Here is a 20,153-nt window from a genome sequence, read left to right as displayed (position 1 = left end):
AGATCGAACCGCACGGCCCCATCGAGACCGAAGCAGCCCGCCGCCTCGCCGACGACCTCAACAACCAGTAGTCATCTGTTAACCCAACACTTTCTCAGGCGCAGGCGACCTGGGTGCCGGGGATACCGACGATGCCCGAGTTGCTGGCCTCGCCGCCCTGGTACTCGTAGTACAGGTAGGAGTAGAAGTCGATCCGGGTGGCGGGCCCGCAGGCCGAGTCGGGGGCGACGGTGTACGTCACCGTGAAGGCGCTGCTGGCGCCCGGGGCGAGCGGCACGTTGTAGCGGGCGATGCCTCCGTGGACGTTGTCGCTGCACCCGTTGGTCTGGGTCCCGCAGGCGGTCGCGGTGAACTTGAGCCCGGCCTGCAGCCCGGTGGCGTAGGTCTCCTGGACGCTCTGGTAGACGAACTGGATCGGGGTGTCGTACGGGTTGGTGAGCGTCATGGTGACGGTGAACTCACCACCCCTCACGGTCGTCTGCTTGTCGGAGACGGCCGTGAGGGGCAGTGGGCCGTCGGCCCGGGCGGCGGGGGCGGCGGAGAGGAGCAGACCGACGACGAGGGCCGGACACGCGGCGAGCGCGGCACGACGCGGATGTGTTCTGCGCATGCCCAAGGAGCGTAGGCCCTGCCCCCGCCGGGGTTGCCCTCCTCGGCCCCGGTCCGTACCGACGCAGGACCGCCGAGCGGACACCGCGCACCCCACCACCCGCGTTCCGCCCCCACCGACCCGTCCGGAGGCCTATGCTTCGCCGCCCTCCCCGGCGCCGCCCCGCTCAGCCGCAGGGCGGCAGGACGTCGCAGAGCGCGCCGAGCGCCGCCGGGTAGGCGTGGTCCGGGGGCGTGGCGTAGCCGACCACCAGGCCGTCGACGGCGGGCATCGCCTCCTCGCCGATCGCCGGGTGGCGGTAGTCGGCGAGCCCCTCGACGGCCAGGCCCCGGTAGGCCGCGGCCTTGAGCACCGAGCGCTCGGTGCCCGGCTCCAGGCGCAGCACCGCGTGCAGGCCGGCCGCGATGCCGGAGACCTCGACGTGCGGGGCGCGGGCGGCCAGCGCGGCCACCAGCTGGTCGCGGCGCTCCCGGTAGCGGCGGCGCATCCGGCGCACGTGCCGGTCGTAGCCGCCGGAGTCGATGAACTCGGCGAGGGTCAGCTGGTCGAGGGCGCTGGCCCAGCCCTCGCGTTCGCCCTTGGCGGCGAGCGCCCGGTCCACCAGGTGGTCGGGCAGCACCATCCAGCCGAGCCGCAGCGCGGGGCTCAGGCTCTTGCTGGCGCTGCCGAGGTAGACGACCCGTTCGGGGTCGAGCCCCTGGAGGGCGCCGACCGGCTGGCGGTCGTAGCGGAACTCCCCGTCGTAGTCGTCCTCCAGGACCAGCCCGCCGCGCCCGCGCGCCCAGTCGACCACCGCGGCGCGGCGGCCCGGGTGCAGCGGGCCGCCGGTGGGGAACTGGTGGGCGGGGGTGAGCAGGGCCGTCCGGACGTCCGGGCGGTGCGCCAGGTCGCCCGTCCGGGCGCCCCGTTCGTCGATCGGCAGCGGGACGGCGGTGACGCCCGCGGCGGCCAGCAGTCCGCGGTGGAAGCCCAGTCCGTACGCCTCCACGGCCAGCGGGCCGTGCTCGGCGGGCGGCAGGACGGGCACGGCGCCGTCGAAGAGCAGCCGCAGTGCGTGGGCGAAGCCGGAGCAGACCACGATCCGGTCGGGGTCGGTGCGCACGCCCCGGGCGCGGGCGAGGTAGTCGGCGAGGACGGTGCGCAGTTCGCGGCGGCCCTGCGGGTCCCCGGGCCCGAAGGCTTCGTTGGGGGCGGCGGTGAGGGCCCGGCGGGCTGCGGCGAGCCAGGCGGTGCGCGGGAAGGAGGCGGCGTCGGGCTGGCCCTGGCGCAGGTCGTGGGCGGGGCCGGGGCGGCGGGAGGGCCGGCGGGGCCGGGCCCGCGGGACGGGAGCGGCGCGTTCGGCGACGGCGGTGCCGGAGCCCTGGCGGGCGGTGAGCCATCCCTCGGCGACGAGTTCGGCGTAGGCCTCGGCGGCGGTGTTGCGGGCCAGGCCGAGGTCGGCCGCGAGGGTGCGATAGGGCGGCAGCCGGGTGCCGGGCGTCAGTCTGCCGCTGCGGATCGCCTCGCGCAGGGCCGCCATCAGCGCGGCGCGTCGGCCGCCGCCGGCGGGGAGGTCGAGGTGAAGGTCGCTGCCGGTCGGGTGGGCGGGCTCGGAGGGGTGCGTGCCCCGCGTGTCCGTCATGGTCACGCACCCTACCGGCCCCCTCCCGGGCGCTCTCCGGGCGGCTGCCCCGGCCGGAGGGGGCGGCGGCGGCCGTCTCCCGGGGAACGACGGCCCGCGGCCGGGGCCCTCGCCTACGGGACGACGGTGACCGGCCAGCGGCCGGCCTTGACCAGCCGGACGGCCACCGAGCCGATCACCTTGTGGCCGGCCTGCTCGGAGACGCCGACCACCACGGCGTCGGCGCGCAGCTCGTCCGCGAGCTTGGCGAGGCCGCCGTACGGGTCGCCGCGCATGGTCAGGAAGCGCCACTCCACCTGCCACACCTCGCGCACCCGCTGCTCGGCCTCGCGCAGCGCGGCCAGCAGCTCGTCGGCGATCTCCTGGGTGGTCTCCTCCACCGCGGCCCCGGCCAGGGCGGTCGCGGCGCCGAGGATCGGCTGGATGTACGCCACCGCGAGGAGGGCGCCCTGCCGGCGGGCCAGTCCGGCGGCGTAGGCGGTGGCGCGCCAGGAGGAGTCCGAGCCGTCCAGGCCGGCCAGGATCACCCGGGGGCCGTCGGTGCCCAGCTCGAATCCCGTGGGCGCGGCCGCGGGCTGCCGGCCCCCGGCCCCGGTCGGCGCTCCCGCCGCGGCGCCCCCGCCCGTACCGGCGGACGCCTCTCCCGCGTCCGCCGTGTCCGCTGCATCGCTGTCGTTGCTCATGGGCCGAGGCTATGCCCGCCACGGGGAGTGACGACAGCGGGCGCCCCGGGTGAGGGCTGTGGCGCGGGCCACCCGGGCCGGCGGGCGCGGCGCCGGGACCGGCACCGGCGGCTGGCCGGCCGTCACGCGCTGTCGACCGTGTGGGCGGGCTCACAGCGCTCCCCAGCCGGGTCGGGAGTGGCGCGGGCCACTTCCCGGGCCTCTTTGATCTTGTAAATGGGTGCAAATCGTACGAAATCGCTACATTTTCTTGATCCTTACGCCCGGTAACAGGCCTCTGACGTGGCTAAACCTTCGAATCCTTGAAACCACCACGACTGCCCCCGTAACTTCGAACTCGTTGCACCGAGCGACCGCTCCGGCCGGGCCCACCGCCCCCGGGCAGCACGGTGCAGGACCACGCGAGTGACGTGTCCCCGAAACCGACGGCCTTCCGAGGGCCTGGTTCCGCGTGCTCGCAGCCCCCCTCCGAAAGGAAATCCATGACCTTCCGTAACGAGACTGCCGCTGCCACCACCACTGCCACCCCGAAGCGCCGCAACCGCGTCCGGATGGCTCTGATGGCCGGGGCGCTCACCGCCCTGCCGGTGGCCGGCCTCGTCACGGCCACCAGCGCCTCCGCCGCGCCGGCATCGGTCTGGGACAAGGTCGCCGCCTGCGAGGCGACCGGCAACTGGGCCATCAACTCCGGCAACGGCTTCTACGGCGGCCTGCAGTTCACCTCCAGCACCTGGGCCGCCTTCGGTGGCACCGCGTACGCCCCGCAGGCCCACCAGGCCACCAAGGCGCAGCAGATCGCCATCGGCGAGAAGGTCCTCGCCGCCCAGGGCCCCGGCGCCTGGCCGGTCTGCTCCGTCAAGGCCGGTCTGACCAAGTAAGGCCGCGCGCCACGAGGCCGCCGCACCCCGCTCCGGGGTGCGGCGGCCTCGTCGCGTTCCCGGAGCCGGGCCGGGCGGAACCGGGGTCGGCGGAACGGCCGCCGGCGGGCCGGGGGCGGGCGGCCCGGACGCCGCGGCGGCACGGTGGCCGGGCGCCGGTCACACCGGCCGGGGCGGGAGCGGCAGCGGGAGGGCCGGCAGGCCGTCGATGCTGGTGCCGACCAGCGGCTTGCGCGCGCAGTAGGCGCCGAACTCCTCCTCGCCCTGGCGGTCGAAGTAGCGGACGTGCAGGTCGCGGTCCTCCCGGTACTCCATGAACGGCACCGCGTACCCGCAGGAGTCGCTGACCCGCTCGGCCCGGACCAGCACGATCGCCCGCAGCGCGGAGCCGTCCGCGGACGCGTCGAAGCGGCCGAGCAGCTCGGCGAACCGCGGGTCGTCCCGGAAGACCGGCTCGCCGCGCCCGTGCACCCGCACCACCGTCGGCGGGCCCTCGAAGGCGCACCACATCAGGGTGATCCGGCCGTTCTCCCGCAGGTGGGCGACGGTCTCGGCCTGGGAGCCGCCGAAGTCCAGGTAGGCGAGGGTGAGTTCGTCGATCACGACGAGCGTGCCGGACCGGCCCTTGGGCGAGAGGTTGACATGCCCGTCGGCGGCGAGCGGGGCGGTGGCCACGAAGTAGACCGGCTGGCGCTCGATGAACGCGCGCAGCCGGCCGTCGATGCTTTCGTACTGCTTTCCCATGGCCGCCATCATCCCCCGCCCCGGCGGGGCGGGACAGGGGGTTCCGGGCGCCGGCCCCGGCGCCGCAACGCCGGCGCCCCGGCCTCCGGGGCGTCCGTGCACGGACGAACGCCGCTGCCCCGCCCGGCACGCTCGACGGGCCCGGCCGGTACGGGGGCCGGCCGTTCTCGGAACGGGCGCGGGCGGGGCCGCGGGGGGCAGTCGGTCACTGCTTCATGTAGACGCTGTCCATGAACTCGATGATCTGCTGGTCGGTCAGCCGCTGGCCGTCGCGGTGGCCCATCGCCAGGTCGGCCTCGCTGATCATGCCGACCAGCCGGTCCCCGTCGATCACCGGGATGCGCCGGATCTGGTGCTGCTCCATCTTGCGCAGCACCGCCTCGATGCTGTCCTCGGCACGCACGCAGTGCAGGTGGCCGGCCAGGTCCATGGCCGTCATGGTGGCCGGGTCCTTGCCCTCCGCGATACATCGCAGCACGATGTCGCGGTCGGTGATGATGCCGTGGAGCTTCTGGTCGTCGCCGCAGATCGGCAGCGCGCCCACGTGCTTGTCGCGCATCATCCGCGCGGCCTCGGCCAGCGTCTGGTGGGCGCCGATGCACTGGGCGCCGGTGTGCATGATGTCTCGGGCGGTGGTCACGGGGACTCCTTCGTCGGTGGTTCCCCCCGCTGCTCCCCCCGCTGCTCCCCCCGCGCCCCCCGGCGGTGCTCCCGGGCTCCCGCCATCGGGGCGGAAGGGGGTGACCGCGCCCTCACCATAAGCACGGCCGCCTCCTCCCGCGACCCCGGCCCGGCGCCCGGAGCCGTCCTCCACCGATACTGGAGGGGTGACCACGGATGCCGCGGGGGCGGTGGACGAGGCCCTCCGGGCCCGGCCGCCGGCCGCGCTGCGCCCGTACCTGGCCTGGTACTCCGGCTACCGGCAGCGCGGCCTCGCCCCCGCCGTGCACCGCGGCCTGCCCTCCCCGTACCTGACCTTCGTGCTCACCCTCGACGAGCCGCTGGTGGTCGCCCGGCACCCGGACCCGGCCCAGCCGCCCGGCAGCTACGCCGCGGTGCTCGGCGGCCTGCACACCACACCCGCGCTGATCACCCACGAGGGCGCGCAGTCCGGGGTGCAGGTCGCCGTGCACCCGCTCGCCGCCCGGGCGCTGTTCGGGCTGCCCGCCGGGGAGTTGGCCGGGCTCGACGTGCCCGCCGACGAGGTGCTCGGCCGGCTCGTCCCGCGCCTGCGGGAACGGCTGTGTGCCGCGGACGGCTGGGCGGAGCGGTTCGCCGCGCTCGACGGGGCCCTGCTGCGCGCCGTGCGCCCCTCCGGACGGATCCCGCCCGAGGTCGGCTGGGCCTGGCAGGCCCTGCGGCGCAGCCACGGGGCGCTGCCCGTCGCGGAGCTGGCCCGGGAGACCGGCTGGAGCACCCGGCACCTCCGCGAGCGGTTCCGCCGGGAGACCGGGCTGACCCCCAAGGCCGCCGCCCGGGTGATGCGCTTCGACCGCGCCCGGCGTCGGCTGGCCGCGGCCGGACCGCCGCCCCGGCTCGCGGAACTCGCCGTGCAGTGCGGGTACTTCGACCAGGCGCACCTGGCCCGTGAGTTCCGGGCGCTGGCCGGGATCCCACCGAGCGGCTGGCTGGCGGCGGAGGGGGCGGAGCAGGCGAAGTTCCGAAACGTCCAAGGCGGGGCGCCGGGGGCGGGCGCAGAGTGGGAGACGGAAGCCCTCGCGCTTCCCCGCCGTCCGCCCTTCCCGAGGAGTGAGTGACCCATGGACGCCACCGAGACCCCGGCCCCGCAGGTCTGGCCGAGCCTGCGCGCCACCGACGCCCGCGCCCTGATCCGCTTCCTGGTCGACGCCTTCGGCTTCGAGGAGGTCGTCACCTACGGTGAGGGCGACTTCGTCGCACACGCCGAACTCGCCTGGCCCGAGGGCGGCGGCGTGATGCTCGGCTCCGACCGCGAGCAGCCCGAGGGCGCCGAGCCCTGGCCGGGCCGGCCGGGCGGCTTCACCGCGTACGTGGTCACCGCCGACCCGGACGCCGTGCACGCCCGGGCGGTCGCCGCCGGGGCCCGGATCACCACCGGGCTGTACGAGACCGACTACGGCTCGCGCGACTTCGCGGCCGCCGACCCGGAGGGCAACCGCTGGTACTTCGGCACCTACCCGGGCTCGCCCCGGCCGGCCGTCCGCCCGCGGGGGTGAGGCCGTGCGCACGCCCGTGGAGCGGCCGCGCGAGCCCTGGGGGCGGCCCGCCGGAAGCGGTGGAGGCGGACCGTGCCGCAGCTGACGGTGGACGGGCGCACCCTCGCCCTCTCGCACCTGGACAAGGTGTACTACCCGCGCACCGGCACCGCCAAGGGCGAGGTGCTGCGCTACTACGCCGCCGTGCACGAGGCGCTGCTCCCGCATCTGCGCGACCGCCCGGTCTCCTTCCTGCGCTGCCCCGACGGCGTCGAGGCGGAGGTGTTCGTCGCCAAGAACCCGCCGCCCGGCACCCCGGCGTGGGTGCGCACGGTCGACGTGCCGAGCAGCGGCGGCGAACTGCGCCAGGTGGTGCTGGAGGACGGCGCCGCGCTGCTGGCGCTCGCCAACCTGGGCTGCCTGGAGCTGCACGTCCCGCAGTGGCACGCGGCCGCACCCGCCCTCGCCGACCGGCTGGTGCTGGACCTGGACCCCGGCGAGGGCGCCGACGTGCTGACCTGCCGCACGGTGGCGCTGCTGCTGCGCGAGCGGCTGGCGGCGGACGGCCTGGCGGCCTGGGTGAAGACCTCCGGCTCCAAGGGCCTGCACCTGCTGGTCCCGGTCGAGCCCACGCCGAGCCCCCGGGTCTCCGCGTACGCGAAGGCGCTGGCCGCCGCCCTGGAGGTCGAGCACCCGGACCTGGTGGTGCACACCATGGCCAAGGCCCGCCGCCGGGGCCGGGTCCTGGTCGACTGGTCGCAGAACAACGCCAAGAAGACCACCGCCGCGCCGTACACCCTGCGGGCCAGGGCGCGGCCGACCGTCTCCACCCCGGTGGACTGGGCGGAGCTGGAGCGGGCCGACGATGCCCGGGACCTGGCCTTCACCCTCGCCGAGGTCCCCGAGCGGCTGGCCGCGCACGGCGACCTGCTCGCCCCGCTGCTGGATCCCGAGCGGGCCCGGCCGCTGCCCGGGGAGCCCTCGGCGGCGGACCGGGCACCGGCGGCGGGCCGGGCGCGGACGACGGGCCGGGCGCCGACGGCGGGACAGGTGTTGCACCCGCCCGTCGAGGTGATGCGGCCCGCCGCCGTGACCGCCGTCCCGGCGGCCGACGGCCTGGGCGGCGGGGGCGTGCAGTACGAGCTGAAGCTGGACGGGTTCCGCTGCGTCGCGTTCGCCCGGGGCGGGCGGCCCGCGTACCTCCAGTCCCGCAGCGGCCGCGACCTCGCCCCCGAGTTCCCGCCGATCGCCGCCGCCGTCGCCCGGCTGCCGGAGGGCCTGGTGCTGGACGCCGAGCTGGTCGCCTGGCGCGGCGGCCGGTTCGCCTTCGGCGAGCTGCTGCGCACCCGCCGGGCCCGGGCCGCCGCCCCCGAGGTCTCGCTCGGCCTGATCGCCTTCGACGTGCTGGCGCTGCCCGGGCGCGACGTCCGGCGCCTCCCGCTCACCGACCGCCGCCGGCTGCTGCTCGCCGCGCTCGCCGAGGTCCCGCCCCCGATCCAGCCGGTGATGGCCACGACGGACCGGGCGGAGGCGCTGGAGTGGATGGAGCGGCTCGCCGACACCGGGGTGGAGGGGCTGGTCTGCAAGGCCCTGGCGGCGCCGTACCGCCCCCGCGGCGCGGCCCGGGTCTGGGTCAAGTACCGCCGCAGCGACACCCTGGACGCCACCGTCCGTGCCGTCACCGGCCCGGCCGGCCACCCCCATGCGCTGGTCCTGCGGCTGGACGACGGCCGGGTCCTGCTGACCACCCCGCGGCTCACCCCGGTCCAGTCCCGCGAGGTCGCCGAGGTCGTCCGCCCGCTGCTCGGCCCGCCGGCCACCGACCCCGAGCACGGCCCGGTCCACCCGCTGACCGGCCCGCTGCGCGCCGAACTCACCCTCACCGGCCGCCCGCCGACAGCCACCTTCGTCCGCCTCCGGGGCGACTGACGCCCGGCGTCACCGCCCGGGCTTCGCCGTGGCGTGGGCGAACTCGGTCACGAAGGCGTCGTCGAACAGCGGCAGGTCGCCCGGCTCGCGGCTGGTGACGAGCGGCCCTGGCCCGTCGTGGCAGACGTGGACCGGCTCGTCCACCCAGTGGGCCCCGGCGTTGACCAGGTCGGTGCGCAGGCTGGGCCAGGAGGTGAGGGTGCGGCCGCGCACGGCGTCGGCCTCGACGAGCGTCCAGGGAGCGTGGCAGATCGCCGCGACCGGGCGCCCGGCGGCGCACCACGCGTGCAGGAAGGCGACCGCCGGGCGGTCCAGCCGCAGCCGGTCGGGGTTGGCGACGCCACCGGGCAGCACCAGCCCGTCGTAGTCGGCCGGGTCGGCGTCGGCGACCGTGGCGTCCACGGCGAAGGTGTCGCCCGGCGCGCGGTGCCGGACGGCCTGCACCCGGCCCGGCCCGGTGGACAGCAGCCGCGGGGTGCCGCCGGCCTCGGCGACGGCCTGCCAGGGGTCGGTCAGTTCCACCTGCTCGACCCCGTACGGCGCGACCAGGAAGGCGATCGTCCGGCCGGTCAGCGTGGTGGACGGCCAGCCCATGGCGCGCTCGCTCAGCGCGGGTGCGGTGCGGCCAGGTCGACGGCCCCGGGCGGGGCGGAGCTGAGCCTGGCGCGCGGGCAGTCGAGGTGGACGGTGCGGTCGAGGTGGTCGAGCCGGGCGACCAGCCCGGCCGGGACGAGCACCCGGGCCCCGGGCACCCAGGGCTCGGCGTCGACCAGCAGGTGGTCCCCGGCGTCCTGTTCGACCCGGCCGACCGGGCCGTCGGTGGCGAGCACCTCGTACCCGACCAGCGTGAGGTCGGCGGCGGGGTGGGAGCCCGGGCGGTGCTCCCAGAGGTCGGTGGTCATCGCATCACGCCTCCGGACGGTCCCAGGGCCGCCGCTCGCGGCCCTCCCGGCGTTCCCGGCGTTCCACGGCCCCGGCCGGGTCCACCGCTCCGATGCCCTCGCGGCCCTCGCGGCGGCGGCGCAACAGCTCGGCCGCGGCGACGGCGGCCGCCACCGTGGCGACCCAGACCACGCCGAGCGCCACCAGCACGGCGGTGGCCGGGGTCCGCAGCCCCAAGCCGAGGCAGAGCATCGTCATCAGCAGGGCGGTCAGCACCACCCCCGCGGAGAACCCGCGCCGGACCGCGCGCAGCACGCCCCGGACCCGGCCGGGCGGCTTGGCACCCATCGTGCTCAGCTTCCGGTCGAGCCGTGTGTCCTGGCGCAGATCGGACTCGATCTCCTCGAGGAGCCGCCGCTCCCATCCGCTCAACGCGGGTCCGTCCATCTCGGTCACCTCCGACACTTCCGGTGACGTGCTCGCACCCGGGCGGTTGCCCGGTACGGGCTCGCGCTAACCGTTCCGGGCGCCGCCTGTTGCGGCGCCGACGGGCCCGAACGCCCGGGGACGGGCGAGCAGGCTGTCGTCCAGGACGCCCAACAGGGCGGCGGCGTCGCGGTGGACCTCGGCCGCGCCCGCGGCCCGCAGCTCGGGGCCGGTCTCCCGGCCGGCCGCCAGGGCGACGCACGGCACCCCGGCCCGCCGCGCCGCCCGTACCTCGCGCACGCTCCCGGCGACGGCCACGGCGTGCGAGGGCCTGCCGTCCACCAGGTCGAGCGCGGCCCGCACCGGGTCGCCCCCGGGATCGGCCACGGTCAGCACCGGAGCCCCGGCGGGCCCGGGGCCGGTCAGCACCACCGTCCACCCCCGGGCGGCGCACTCCCGCAGCAACTCGGCACCGCCGGGCAGCGCGGGCTGCCACCAGTCGGTACCGAAGAGGGCCGCCGAGACCACCGTCATGACCACCGCTCCCGTTCGCGTTCCGTTGACGGGCGACGCACCGGACGCTCCCTTCCAGGTTAGGTCGCTCCCCCGCCGGGCGCGCAGCCTGCGCTCCCGGAGCCCACCGGGCCGCCGGGGGCCGGCTCCGCGACGCGCCGCGGCTCCACGGCCAGCGACCTCCCGGCGGTGGTCGGTGCACGCCGCCGGGCCCGCCGCCGCGCGTGCACGCCCTCGCTCCGGGGCGCGGGCCGGCCCCGGAGCAGGGGCGGTGGCCGCGCGCGCCGGTGCCGACGGACGGCCCCCGCGGAAACGGACTGGTGGGCGGTGCTCCGTTGGCCCTAGGGTGTCGCCCCGTCACATTGGTCCAGTCCAGGAGTCCGTTCCCCGATGACATCACCCGCCGTGTACCGCTCGTCGAGAGCCGCCGCCACCGCCGCCACCGTCCTGCTCGCCGTGAGCGGCGCCGAGGCGCTCGCCTCGCTCGGCACCGCCGTGCGCCTGTACGGGCAGGTCGGCGACGTCGCCGACGGCGTGGAGGTGGCCGACGGCTCCGCGCTGATGGACACCGCGAACCTCTACGACAGCATCAGCATGCTCCAGCTGGTGACGCTGGTGGCGACGGCGGCCGCCTTCATCACCTGGTTCTACCGGGTCCGGGTGAACGCCGAGGTCCTCGACCCGAACGGCCACCGGTTCCGGCGCGGCTGGGCGGTCGGCGGCTGGTTCACCCCGGTGGTCCTGCTCTGGTTCCCCCGGCAGATCGCGGGCGACACCTGGCAGGCCAGTACCCGGCCGGACGCCTCCGGGGTGCGCCCGATCGCCCCGCAGACCCTGCTCAACCTCTGGTGGGCCACCTTCCTGCTGTTCAACGCCCTCGACCGGTACGGCAGCAACTACCTGAGCTCGGCGAAGTACCCGGACACCTACCAGCAGGCCGTCGGCTGGCTGGTCGCCGCCGCCCTGACGGAGCTGGCCTGCGCCGTCTTCGCCGTCCTGCTGGTCCGCAGGCTGACGGCGATGCAGGAGGAGCGCGTCGCCGAGTCCGCCGCTCCCGCGTTCGGGGCCTACGGCGGCACCGTCGTCGGCTGAGGGCACCGCGCGGGCCCGGGCTCGCGCGCGGACGCTCAGTCCGTGAACGGGTCCGTGGCCAGCCGGGCGTGCAGGTGCTCGTCGGTGTACTCGCGCCCGGGGTAGCGGTACGAGGCGCGCAGGGTGCCCTCGTACGGGAAGCCGGCCCGCTCGGCGACCCGGCAGGAGGCCTCGTTGGCGACGGCGTGGTAGAGCTCGACCCGCCGCACGCCGGCCCGCTCCACGGCCCAGCGGGTGACGGCGGCGGCGGCCCGGGTGGCCAGGCCCCGGCCGCGGGCGGCGGCGAGCAGCCAGTAGCCGAGCATGGCCACGCCGTCCTCCCGGTCGGTCCAGCCCAGGTAGGCGTTGCCGCACAGGCGGCCGTCGGCGGCGTCGATGACGGCGAAGGAGGCCGCGCTGCCGTCGGCCCACCGGGCCTCGCAGCGGTCCAGGTAGGCCGCGGGGTCGACCGGGCCGGCGGCGCCGAGCGGGCTCCAGCGGGCGACGGCCGGGTCGGCGTCCGCGGCGACCAGGGCGGGCGCCACGCCGCCCGGCAGGTCGAGGCCGTGCCCCCACGGGCGCAGCAGGGCGTCGCCGAGGTCGAGGACGGCGGGGCGGAAGGCCCGGAGGCCGGTGGCGGGGTCGCTGGTGGTCATCCCGTCTTCCTACCCCCGCTCCCCCGGCGCCGCCATCGAATATCCGCCGCCGGGCCCGGACCTCCACCGCGCTCCGGTCGGAGGCCGGGCCCGGGCGCCGGGGTACGGCGGACGTCCGCGCGGGAGCGGGTCAGCTCCGGGCCGGGTAGCCGTTCTCCACCGGCCGGAGCACGGTCGGCCTGGCCGGGCCGCCGGGCAGCAGGGCGGCGTCGAGCCGGTCCTGCAGGCCCCCGGCCGGGCTGGTCGAACCACGGCCCGACCGGGCCGGCGTGCACCGTGAAGGCCTTGACCACCGGCAGTCGTGGTCGTTGCAGGCGGCCGGCAGGTGCTTCCGGCCGCCCTGGCCGCCGTTGCCGGCCGGGTCGTCGTACTCGGCCGGGAAGTCCGAAGGCGCACGGCGTCCCCGTCGAACGGGTCAGCGGTCGGGAGGAGAGCCACGGAGGAGCGCTCTGCTGACCCTCCGTGGCTGGTTCGACACCGGGCCATCGGATCATCTGACCGCCCGTCAACATGACGCTGGAGACCACTCGCTCGACCCCGCGGATTCGACCGAGGCCGGGGCACCGGGCCCGGCGCCCGGCGAGGACGGGCGGTTCGGCGCCGAGCGGCTCACCTGCCCGGCGCGACCTTCCCGACCAGGTGCATCAGCCGGTCCAGGGCGTCCCGGGAGTTCGGCTCGGTGAGGTTCACCATCAGGCGGAACGCGATCTTCAGCAGGGCCGGGTGGCCGAGCCCGGCGGCCCCGGCCGCGCCCAGCAGCCTGGGGCGGCCCAGCAGGTCGGCGGCCAGCCGGCCGAGCGCGAAGTAGCCGGCGTAGGCGGACTGCAGCGCCTGCGGGTAGGCGCGCAGGGCGAGTTCGCGGCCGCGGTCGGTACGGCGGGCGAGGGCCTGGACGATGGTCTCGGCGGCGTAGCGGCCGGACTCCATCGCGTAGGCGATGCCCTCGCCGGTGCCCGGGCTGACGGTGCCGCCCGCGTCGCCGACCAGCAGCAGGCCGTCGGCGTAGTGCGGCCGGCGGTTGAGGCCCATCGGCAGGGCGGCGCCGCGGATCGGCTCGGTGACCGCGTCGGGGGTGTAGCCGTACTCCGGGGGCAGCCGCGCGCACCAGCGGCGCAGCAGCTCCCGCCAGTCCACGTCGGCCTTGGCGGTGTCGAGGACCCCGAGGCCGACGTTGGCGGTGCCGTCGCCCATGCCGAACACCCAGGCGTAGCCGGGCAGCAGGCGCCCGTTGCGGTCACCGGGGCCGCGTAGGTCGAGCCAGGCCTCCAGGTAGCGGTCGTCGTGGCGCGGGGTGGTGAAGTAGGTCCGGTACGCGACGCCCATGGCACGGTCGGTGCGGCGGTAGCGGCGCATCGCCACCGACAGCCGGGTGGAGTTGCCGTCGGCGGCCACCACGACCGGTGCCCGGTAGGAGACCGGCCGGCGCTCCTCGCCCAGCTTCGCGGCGACGCCGACGATCCGGCCGGTCCGCTCGTCCAGCACCGGCCCGCTGACGTTCGCGCGTTCGACCAGCCGGGCACCGGCCGAGGCGGCCCTGCGGGCGAGCAGTTCGTCGAAGTCCGCGCGGCGCCGGACCAGCCCGTACCCGGGGTAGGCGGAGAGCTCGGGCCAGTCGAACTCGATCGAGCGGTGCCCGGAGATCAGCCGCAGGCCCCGGTTGTGCAGCCAGCCCGCCTCCTCGGAGACGTCGACGCCGAGGTCGGTCAACTGCTTGACGACGCGCGGGGTGAGTCCGTCCCCGCAGACCTTCTCGCGCGGGAAGGCGCTCTTCTCCAGCAGCAGGACGTCCAGCCCGGTCCGGGCGAGGTGGGCGGCGGCGGTGGAGCCGGCCGGTCCGGCGCCGACCACGATGACGTCGGCGTCCTCCCCGGTCCGGACGTCCTCCCCGCCCCGGACGCGCTCCTCCGGTCGGACGGTCTGCTCTGGATCGGGCATCGCACTCTCCCACGGGTCGGATCGGCTGCACACGCCGCGGAGTCCTCGGACCGGGCGGTTCCGGACGGACGATAGAGACCCCGGCGCCCACCCGCCGCCCCGACACGCAGGCCGCCGCCGCGAACCGGCCAATACCGGCCATCGGGGCGTCCGGGTCCACCCGCCGGACCGGGGGCTCCCGCCCTGCGCACCGGCCCGTTCCGGCCTGCACCGGCCACCCGGCCGCCACCGCACCCGGGCGCCCTCCGGGCCGGCCCGCGATCCGGGTCGGCCCGGCCCGGCGCCACTGAGCCCCTGGCCCGCGAGCAGCTGCGGGTCCAGGGGCTCCCCGTCGTTCCACGGCGCGCTCCCCCTCGGGGGTTCACCGGCGGCCGCACCGGGTCCGACGAGGGCCCCGGCCACGGGGGTGGACCAGGGCCCTCAACCGGAAGGACGGCCACCGCCCCGCTCCGGGTTCACCGCCGACCGGACGGGGCCGTCCGCCCCGGCCCCCGGCCTCCCGACCCGGGGAACGCCGGAAGCCCCTGGCCCGTACGGGGGAGCGGGCCAGGGGCTTCCACAGTCGACTACGGCCGACGGGCCGTCACGGGTTCAACGCCAGCACCACGTACCCCGCCAGCACCGCCAGGTGCACCGCGCCCTGCAGCGGGGTCGCCCGGCGCGGGATGACCGTGAGGGTGAGCAGCACGATCGTCAGGGACAGCAGCACCATGTGTGCCGGGTCGAGGCCGAGGACGAGCGGGCCGGAGAGCCAGCTGGAGGCGATCGCGACCGCCGGGATGGTCAGGCCGATGCTGGCGAGCGCCGAGCCGAGGGCGAGGTTGAGGCTGGTCTGCACCCGGTTGCGGACGGCCGCGCGCAGCGCCGCGATGGTCTCCGGGAGCAGCACCATCATGGCGATCACCACGCCGACCACCGCGTGCGGGAGCCCGGCGTCGTCCACCGCCTTCTCGATGGTGGGCGACACGCCCTTGGCCAGGCCCACCACCGCGACCAGCGCGACGGCCAGCAGCAGCAGGCTGGTCCCGGCGGCCCGGAGGGTGGGCGGGGAGGCGTGCTCCTCCTCGTCCAGCACCCGGCCCTCCGCGGTGACGGGCAGGAAGTAGTCGCGGTGCCGGACGGTCTGGGTGGCCACGAACAGCCCGTAGACCACCAGCGAGGCGGTGGCCGCGAAGGTGAGCTGGGTGGTCGAGAACTGCGGGCCGGGCGAGCTGGTGGTGAAGGTCGGCAGCACCAGGCTGAGCGTCGCCAGGGTGGCGATGCAGGCGAGGGCCGCGCCGGTGCCCTCGGCGTTGAACACGGCGGTCCGGTACCTGACGGCGGCGACCAGGATGGACAGCCCGAGGATGCCGTTGCAGGTGATCATCACGGCGGCGAAGACGGTGTCCCGGGCCAGTGTGGACGACTTGTCCCCGCCGTCCGCCATCAGCGTCACGATCAGGGCGACCTCGATCACGGTGACCGCCACCGCGAGCACCAGGGAGCCGAAGGGCTCCCCCGACCAGTGCGCGATGACCTCGGCATGGTGCACGGCGGACAGGACGGCGCCCACCAGGAAGAGGGCGACCACCGCCACCACCCAGCCGGGGAGGTCCTTGTGCCAGGTCAGGACGAGAACGAGGAACGACACCACCGGAACGACGACGGTCCATTGCGCGACGCCCGCGCGGAGCTTCGTGATCATGCCGCCGAGGATCCCAGACCGGACGCCCGTCACCCGGGTGCCCGCGCCGGATACGTGGGGATGTGGCATAACTCATCCCCATTCGGTGGTCACCCACCGTAGTCACGGAGGTACTGAAGCACTTTGTCGACATGGGGACGAAGCCGGTCCGGGACGCCCCCGGCGGCCGCCACGGTCTTGTCGCTGGTCCGGTAGGCCGCCGCGACCAGGGCGGGCAGGTCCCGGGTGAAGCCCCGGTCCTTTATCCGCTGGTCGAGCCAGCAGACGTAGTTGCCCATCGCGGCGATCGCGTCGCCCGGGTCCCAGTACGACTTCGGACCGGGGTGCTCGGCCGCCTTGCCCCAGGCCTCGAAGACGGAGGGCGTCCACATGGCGATGCCGTACTCGCCGGTCTCCGGGCGGGCCGCGTTCGGGTCGAAGCCGCTCTCGGCCTTCAGCATCGCGGCCAGCAGCACCGGAGTGACCTCCGGCTCGGGGCAGCGCCGCGCCGCGGTCTCGATCATGCCCCGGTAGGCGGCGGGGACGTCCGATCCGGCCGGGATCGCGCCGGGCAGCGGGGGCACCGCGCGGTGGGCGGCACCCCGCCCGGCGGGCTCGGGGCCGCCGGCCAGGGCGAGGACGGCGAGCGCGCAGGCGAGCAGGCCCGCCCCGGCCCGGACGGCGGACCGGCGGCGCCGGCCGGCCGGAGCGGCGGCGGCCCGGGCGACCAGGGCGCCCAGCGCGACCCGGGCCCGCTCCTCCCGACCGGGGGCGAGGCAGGCGGTGACCACGCCCCGCCACCGCGCCGGCAGCGCCTCGTCCAGGCGCAGCGGCGCCGCACCCCGCGCGTACGCCTGGGCGGCCAGCGAGCGGGCCCGGGCGGTGGCCCCGAGGAAGGGGTGCAGGCCGCCGGTGAGCACCTGGTGGGCGATCACCCCGAAGGCCCAGACGTCGGCGCTGGGGCGCACCGCGACGCCGCGGGCGCCGGTGCGCTCGGACCACCACTCGGGCGGGACGTGGTCGGGCGAGCCGAGCGGCGGGGCGTAGGCGTGGGTGCCCTCCAGTTCGGCGGTGAGGCCGAAGTCGGCGATCCTGACGGTGCCGTCGGGCATCAGCAGGACATTGGCCGGTTTCAGGTCGCCGTGCACCCAGCCGGCCCGGTGCATGTGGGTCAGCCCGGCGCAGAGCTCGGCCAGGATCCGCTCGGCCCCGGGTACCGCCGTGCCCGGTCGGGCCTCGGCCAGCAGGTCCTGGAGGCTGCGGGCGGCGCGCTCCATCACCAGCGCGACGGCGCCGTCGAGCGCCGGGCGGTCCCGGTCCCGGACGGTGACCACGGCCAGGGTGCGGATCAGGTGGGGGTGGTCGGCGCGGCGGCTGAAGCGCTGTTCGCTGCGGGCCATCCGGGCCACCGTCCGGCGCTGGCCGGGCGCGAGCCGGGCCGCCCCGAGGACCTTGACCGCGACCGGGGCGCCGTCCGGGCCCTCGGCGGCGTACACGCTGCCCCAGGCACCGGCGCCGAGCAGCGGCCCGATCCGGTAGCCGCCGATCCGGTAGCCCTCCGGGACGGCGGGCGACTGCCCCTCGGCCTCCGGCCCGCCGCCGGGCGGGTCCGGCGCGGACGGAGTGCCGCCGGGCGGTTCCGGCGCGGACGGCCCGCCGCCGGGCGTCACGGCCGGTCGACCGCGCGCCGGGGCGGGAGCAGCGCCAGGTGCTCCTCCCGGACGAGGTCGAACCGCAGCGCCAGCGCCACCAGTTCCTCGCGCTTGCCCCCGCCCGTCCCGTCCTCGTACGGCTCGCGCAGCCGCAGCTTCGTCCCCACCAGGTAGTCGATGTGGTAGTTGACCGCCGAGCGGCTCAGCCCGCGGCAGCCGGGCAGGGCGCGCAGCCGGGCGAGCACCTCCGTCACCCCGGGGACGGCCGCGGCGGAGGGCGAGCGCAGCCGGGGTTCGCAGAGCGCGAGCAGGACCAGGAAGTACTTGGCGGTCGGGTCCAGGGCGAACGGGCTGACGGTGTGCTCGCCGTCGGCACCGCCGGGCGGGCCGTCGAGGTAGGCGTGCTGCGGGGCGAAGACCTTGAAGGCCGCGGGCTCGCCGAGGGCGGGCAGCAGGACCCGGGAGAGCTCGAACGGGACGGGCGCGCCGAGCCGGCCGGGCGCCACCTTGACGTGCTCCCCCGCGCCTTCGAGGTTCTCCACCACATAGGTGGCCGAGGCGCTGAAGTTGGACAGCCGCCAGTAGTCCTCGGCCGCGACCACCTCCCCCGCCCGACGGGAGACGCCCTGGTCGGGCAGCGGAATGGGAACCGGCCGGCCGGGCTCCCCGCGCCCGAACACCGCGGTCTCCCCCGGGCCCATCCGCAGCAGGCCGGGCGCCCGCCCCGGGGCCGAACCGGGCTCCGGGCCCGGCAGTTGAACGATGACCGTGTCCACGCGGCACCTCCGTGGGATCGGGTCGATGCTATCCGTCCGGTCCGCCCCGGAGACACGACCGACACCCGGACGGGTGAGCGGAAGCCGGTGTCGACCACGAACTGATCAACCGTCAGGACGGAAGTTGTCCGCGCGCTGAACAGATGACGAATGGTTGCAGCATGTAGTTGAACGGTCACCATGAGTGTGACGCAACGCACACACATGGCATCCACGATGTGTGCAAGACTCATCTCAAGGAGTGAGATTCCCTTACTTTCCAAGGAGGTTCGCATCATGCGCGCTCGGATCGCAGCTGTGGCACTGGCGGCGGCAGGGATCACCGGCCTGGCGGCGGCTCCGGCCGGGGCGGCCACCGCGACGTCCGGCACCGACACCGTGGCCTGCGCCGCGGTGGTCAACCAGCCGTGCATCTCGCACCAGGCCGACGGCGAGGGCATCGTGGGCGTCGCCCAGGTCAGCGCCGACCCCGACCAGTTGACGGTGGTTCAGGTCGAGGTCCGCACCCAGGCCGCCTGGGGCAGCCCGTGGGAGACGGTCGCCTCCGCGACCACCGTGCGGTTCGGCTCCGCCCAGGCGGTCACCCCGCGGGTCACCGCGACCGCCCCGCGCGTGATCTGCGCGACCGCCGGCCCCGCGCTGGACCTCGCCCGGCAGGTCACCACCTGTACCAACCCGTTCTGACCGCGGCGCCCCCGAGGCGCGACCACCGGCACCCCACCCCGTCCGTACGACCGGGCAGCCGTCCGGACGACTGGGGAGCCGGAAGCGGTGGCGGGCACCACCGCCGGGGCCGGCCGCCCCGGGGCCCCCCCCCCCCCGGGCCCCCCCCCCCGGGGGCCGCCCCCCCCCCCCCCCCCCCCCCCCCCCCCCCCCCCCGGCCGGTTCCGCCGACAGGGCCGCCCCGCCGACGGGAAGGGGCGGCGGGAGGAAGATCACCCGGACCGGGCCCCGGGTGGACCTCGGGCCCCCGTACACGGCAAACTGGTCTAGACCTCGGAGGTCTAGACCTCAGCCTCGCCTCAGAACGGTGGACCCAGTATGGAAATCGTGATCGTCCCTGACGCCCGTGCGGCCGGCGAACTCATCGCCGCGGCGATCACCGATCTGCTGACCGACAAGCCGGACGCCCTGCTCGGCGTGGCGACCGGCTCGACCCCGCTGCCGATCTACCAGTCGCTGGCCGAGCGGGTCCGCGACGGCCGACTGGACGCCGCCAGGGCGCGCATCTGCCAGCTGGACGAGTACGTCGGCCTGCCCGCCGGCCACCCGGAGTCCTACCGTTCGGTGGTGCTGCGCGAGGTCGTGGAGCCGCTCGGCCTGACCGAGGACTCCTTCCTCGGCCCGGACGGCAACGCCTCCGACATCGCCGCGGCCGCCGCCGCCTACGACCGCGCCCTGGCCGAGGCCGGCGGCGTCGACCTCCAACTGCTCGGCATCGGCACGGACGGCCACATCGGCTTCAACGAGCCCTGCTCCTCGCTCTCCTCCCGGACCCGGATCAAGACCCTGACCCGGCAGACCCGCGAGGACAACGCCCGCTTCTTCGACAGCCTCGACGAGGTCCCGCACCACGTCATCACCCAGGGCATCGGCACCATCCTGGAGGCCCGCCACCTGGTCCTGCTCGCCACCGGCGAGGCCAAGGCGGAGGCCGTCGCACTCGCCGTCGAGGGCCCGCTGTCCGCGGTCGTCCCCGCCTCGGCGCTCCAGCTGCACCCGCACGCCACCGTGGTGGTCGACGAGGCCGCCGCCTCCCGTCTCAAGCTCGCCGACTACTTCCGTGACACCTACGCGGCCAAGCCGGCCTGGCAGAAGCTCTGACCACCGGGCCCTGACCCTGTCGGGCGGGGGGGGGGGGGCCGCCCCCCCCCCCCGGGGGGGGGCCCCCCCCCCCCCCCCCCCCCCCCCCCCCCCCCCCCCCGGCCCCCCCCCGCCGG

Annotated in this window: 21 protein-coding genes and 1 pseudogene; 8 read left to right on the top strand and 14 right to left on the bottom strand. The window is 76.4% G+C overall.

Annotation, left to right across the window (positions count from 1 at the left end; translation table 11 throughout):
* Positions 1-94 precede the first annotated feature (94 nt).
* The 3 genes from ACH5AR_RS23520 to ACH5AR_RS23510 all read right to left on the bottom strand — a co-directional run bounded on the left by ACH5AR_RS23520 (position 95) and on the right by ACH5AR_RS23510 (position 2,914).
* A complete protein-coding gene (locus tag ACH5AR_RS23520) occupies positions 95-610 on the bottom strand; it encodes a hypothetical protein (protein WP_396303434.1) in 516 nt (171 codons plus the stop codon).
* Between the two features lie 166 nt (positions 611-776).
* The gene (locus ACH5AR_RS23515) at positions 777-2,231 is read right to left on the bottom strand and encodes a PLP-dependent aminotransferase family protein (protein WP_396303433.1); all 1,455 of its coding nucleotides are present in this window, start codon (positions 2,229-2,231) and stop codon (positions 777-779) included.
* Positions 2,232-2,344: 113 nt separating this feature from the next.
* Positions 2,345-2,914 (bottom strand): universal stress protein, encoded by a 570-nt coding sequence (locus ACH5AR_RS23510; RefSeq protein WP_396303432.1) that lies wholly within the window; start codon positions 2,912-2,914, stop codon positions 2,345-2,347.
* A gap of 482 nt (positions 2,915-3,396) precedes the next feature.
* Here ACH5AR_RS23510 and ACH5AR_RS23505 point away from each other — a divergent pair, with 482 nt between their 5' ends.
* Entirely contained in the window at positions 3,397-3,792 is a 396-nt protein-coding gene (locus ACH5AR_RS23505; RefSeq protein ID WP_396303431.1) for a transglycosylase family protein, read from the top strand.
* Positions 3,793-3,951: 159 nt separating this feature from the next.
* Here ACH5AR_RS23505 and ACH5AR_RS23500 read toward each other — a convergent pair whose 3' ends face one another.
* Together ACH5AR_RS23500 and ACH5AR_RS23495 are read right to left on the bottom strand one after the other, a co-directional pair.
* A complete protein-coding gene (locus ACH5AR_RS23500; protein ID WP_396303430.1) occupies positions 3,952-4,536 on the bottom strand; it encodes a pyridoxamine 5'-phosphate oxidase family protein in 585 nt (194 codons plus the stop codon).
* Positions 4,537-4,741: 205 nt separating this feature from the next.
* Positions 4,742-5,176, bottom strand: coding sequence for a CBS domain-containing protein (locus tag ACH5AR_RS23495; protein ID WP_396303429.1), 435 nt, complete (start codon positions 5,174-5,176; stop codon positions 4,742-4,744).
* A 187-nt stretch (positions 5,177-5,363) separates the two neighbouring features.
* Between ACH5AR_RS23495 and ACH5AR_RS23490 the strand changes: the two genes are divergently transcribed.
* The 4 genes and pseudogenes from ACH5AR_RS23490 to ACH5AR_RS23475 all read left to right on the top strand — a co-directional run bounded on the left by ACH5AR_RS23490 (position 5,364) and on the right by ACH5AR_RS23475 (position 8,639).
* Positions 5,364-6,293 carry a helix-turn-helix domain-containing protein gene (locus tag ACH5AR_RS23490; RefSeq protein WP_396303428.1) on the top strand — a complete coding sequence of 310 codons (930 nt, stop codon included), beginning with the start codon at positions 5,364-5,366 and terminating at the stop codon, positions 6,291-6,293.
* Positions 6,294-6,296: 3 nt separating this feature from the next.
* Positions 6,297-6,731, top strand: a complete 435-nt coding sequence (locus ACH5AR_RS23485) for a VOC family protein (RefSeq protein ID WP_396303427.1) — start codon at positions 6,297-6,299, stop codon at positions 6,729-6,731.
* A gap of 72 nt (positions 6,732-6,803) precedes the next feature.
* Positions 6,804-7,682, top strand: a pseudogene (ligD, locus tag ACH5AR_RS23480) (non-homologous end-joining DNA ligase); the annotation flags it as partial.
* 102 nt (positions 7,683-7,784) lie between these two features.
* Complete coding sequence (locus ACH5AR_RS23475) at positions 7,785-8,639, top strand: DNA ligase (protein WP_396303445.1); 855 nt, start codon at positions 7,785-7,787, stop codon at positions 8,637-8,639.
* A 9-nt stretch (positions 8,640-8,648) separates the two neighbouring features.
* Here ACH5AR_RS23475 and ACH5AR_RS23470 read toward each other — a convergent pair whose 3' ends face one another.
* The 4 genes from ACH5AR_RS23470 to ACH5AR_RS23455 form a co-directional block, all read right to left on the bottom strand.
* Entirely contained in the window at positions 8,649-9,233 is a 585-nt protein-coding gene (locus ACH5AR_RS23470; protein ID WP_396303426.1) for a type 1 glutamine amidotransferase domain-containing protein, read from the bottom strand.
* An 11-nt stretch (positions 9,234-9,244) separates the two neighbouring features.
* On the bottom strand, positions 9,245-9,541 hold the full coding sequence (locus ACH5AR_RS23465) for a PRC-barrel domain containing protein (protein WP_396303425.1): 297 nt from the start codon (positions 9,539-9,541) through the stop codon (positions 9,245-9,247).
* 4 nt (positions 9,542-9,545) lie between these two features.
* Complete coding sequence (locus ACH5AR_RS23460; protein WP_396303424.1) at positions 9,546-9,968, bottom strand: DUF3040 domain-containing protein; 423 nt, start codon at positions 9,966-9,968, stop codon at positions 9,546-9,548.
* A 66-nt stretch (positions 9,969-10,034) separates the two neighbouring features.
* Entirely contained in the window at positions 10,035-10,481 is a 447-nt protein-coding gene (locus ACH5AR_RS23455; protein WP_396303423.1) for an HAD family hydrolase, read from the bottom strand.
* Between the two features lie 369 nt (positions 10,482-10,850).
* Between ACH5AR_RS23455 and ACH5AR_RS23450 the strand changes: the two genes are divergently transcribed.
* A complete protein-coding gene (locus ACH5AR_RS23450; protein ID WP_396303422.1) occupies positions 10,851-11,552 on the top strand; it encodes a DUF4328 domain-containing protein in 702 nt (233 codons plus the stop codon).
* A gap of 35 nt (positions 11,553-11,587) precedes the next feature.
* Here ACH5AR_RS23450 and ACH5AR_RS23445 read toward each other — a convergent pair whose 3' ends face one another.
* The 5 genes from ACH5AR_RS23445 to ACH5AR_RS23425 form a co-directional block, all read right to left on the bottom strand.
* Positions 11,588-12,187 (bottom strand): GNAT family N-acetyltransferase, encoded by a 600-nt coding sequence (locus ACH5AR_RS23445; protein WP_396303421.1) that lies wholly within the window; start codon positions 12,185-12,187, stop codon positions 11,588-11,590.
* Between the two features lie 609 nt (positions 12,188-12,796).
* Positions 12,797-14,122: a geranylgeranyl reductase family protein gene (locus tag ACH5AR_RS23440; RefSeq protein WP_396303420.1), complete on the bottom strand. Its 1,326-nt coding sequence runs from the start codon at positions 14,120-14,122 to the stop codon at positions 12,797-12,799.
* A gap of 583 nt (positions 14,123-14,705) precedes the next feature.
* Entirely contained in the window at positions 14,706-15,806 is a 1,101-nt protein-coding gene (locus tag ACH5AR_RS23435) for a calcium:proton antiporter (protein WP_396303419.1), read from the bottom strand.
* A gap of 89 nt (positions 15,807-15,895) precedes the next feature.
* On the bottom strand, positions 15,896-17,455 hold the full coding sequence (locus tag ACH5AR_RS23430) for a serine/threonine-protein kinase (RefSeq protein ID WP_396303418.1): 1,560 nt from the start codon (positions 17,453-17,455) through the stop codon (positions 15,896-15,898).
* A complete protein-coding gene (locus tag ACH5AR_RS23425; protein WP_396303417.1) occupies positions 17,452-18,213 on the bottom strand; it encodes a serine/threonine protein kinase in 762 nt (253 codons plus the stop codon). The genes ACH5AR_RS23430 and ACH5AR_RS23425 overlap by 4 nt, the downstream gene beginning before the upstream one ends.
* A 276-nt stretch (positions 18,214-18,489) precedes the next feature.
* On the opposite strand from ACH5AR_RS23425, the gene ACH5AR_RS23420 reads away from it, so the two are divergent.
* Entirely contained in the window at positions 18,490-18,897 is a 408-nt protein-coding gene (locus tag ACH5AR_RS23420; protein WP_396303416.1) for a hypothetical protein, read from the top strand.
* Between the two features lie 357 nt (positions 18,898-19,254).
* Positions 19,255-20,037, top strand: coding sequence for a glucosamine-6-phosphate deaminase (gene nagB, locus ACH5AR_RS23415; protein ID WP_396303415.1), 783 nt, complete (start codon positions 19,255-19,257; stop codon positions 20,035-20,037).
* Positions 20,038-20,153: the final 116 nt, after the last annotated feature.

The organism is Kitasatospora sp. NPDC018619 (assembly GCF_044391605.1).
Classification (GTDB): Bacteria; Actinomycetota; Actinomycetes; order Streptomycetales; family Streptomycetaceae; genus Kitasatospora.
Note: the sequence above shows the minus strand (reverse complement) of the source record. Positions and strands in the feature narration are given on the sequence as shown.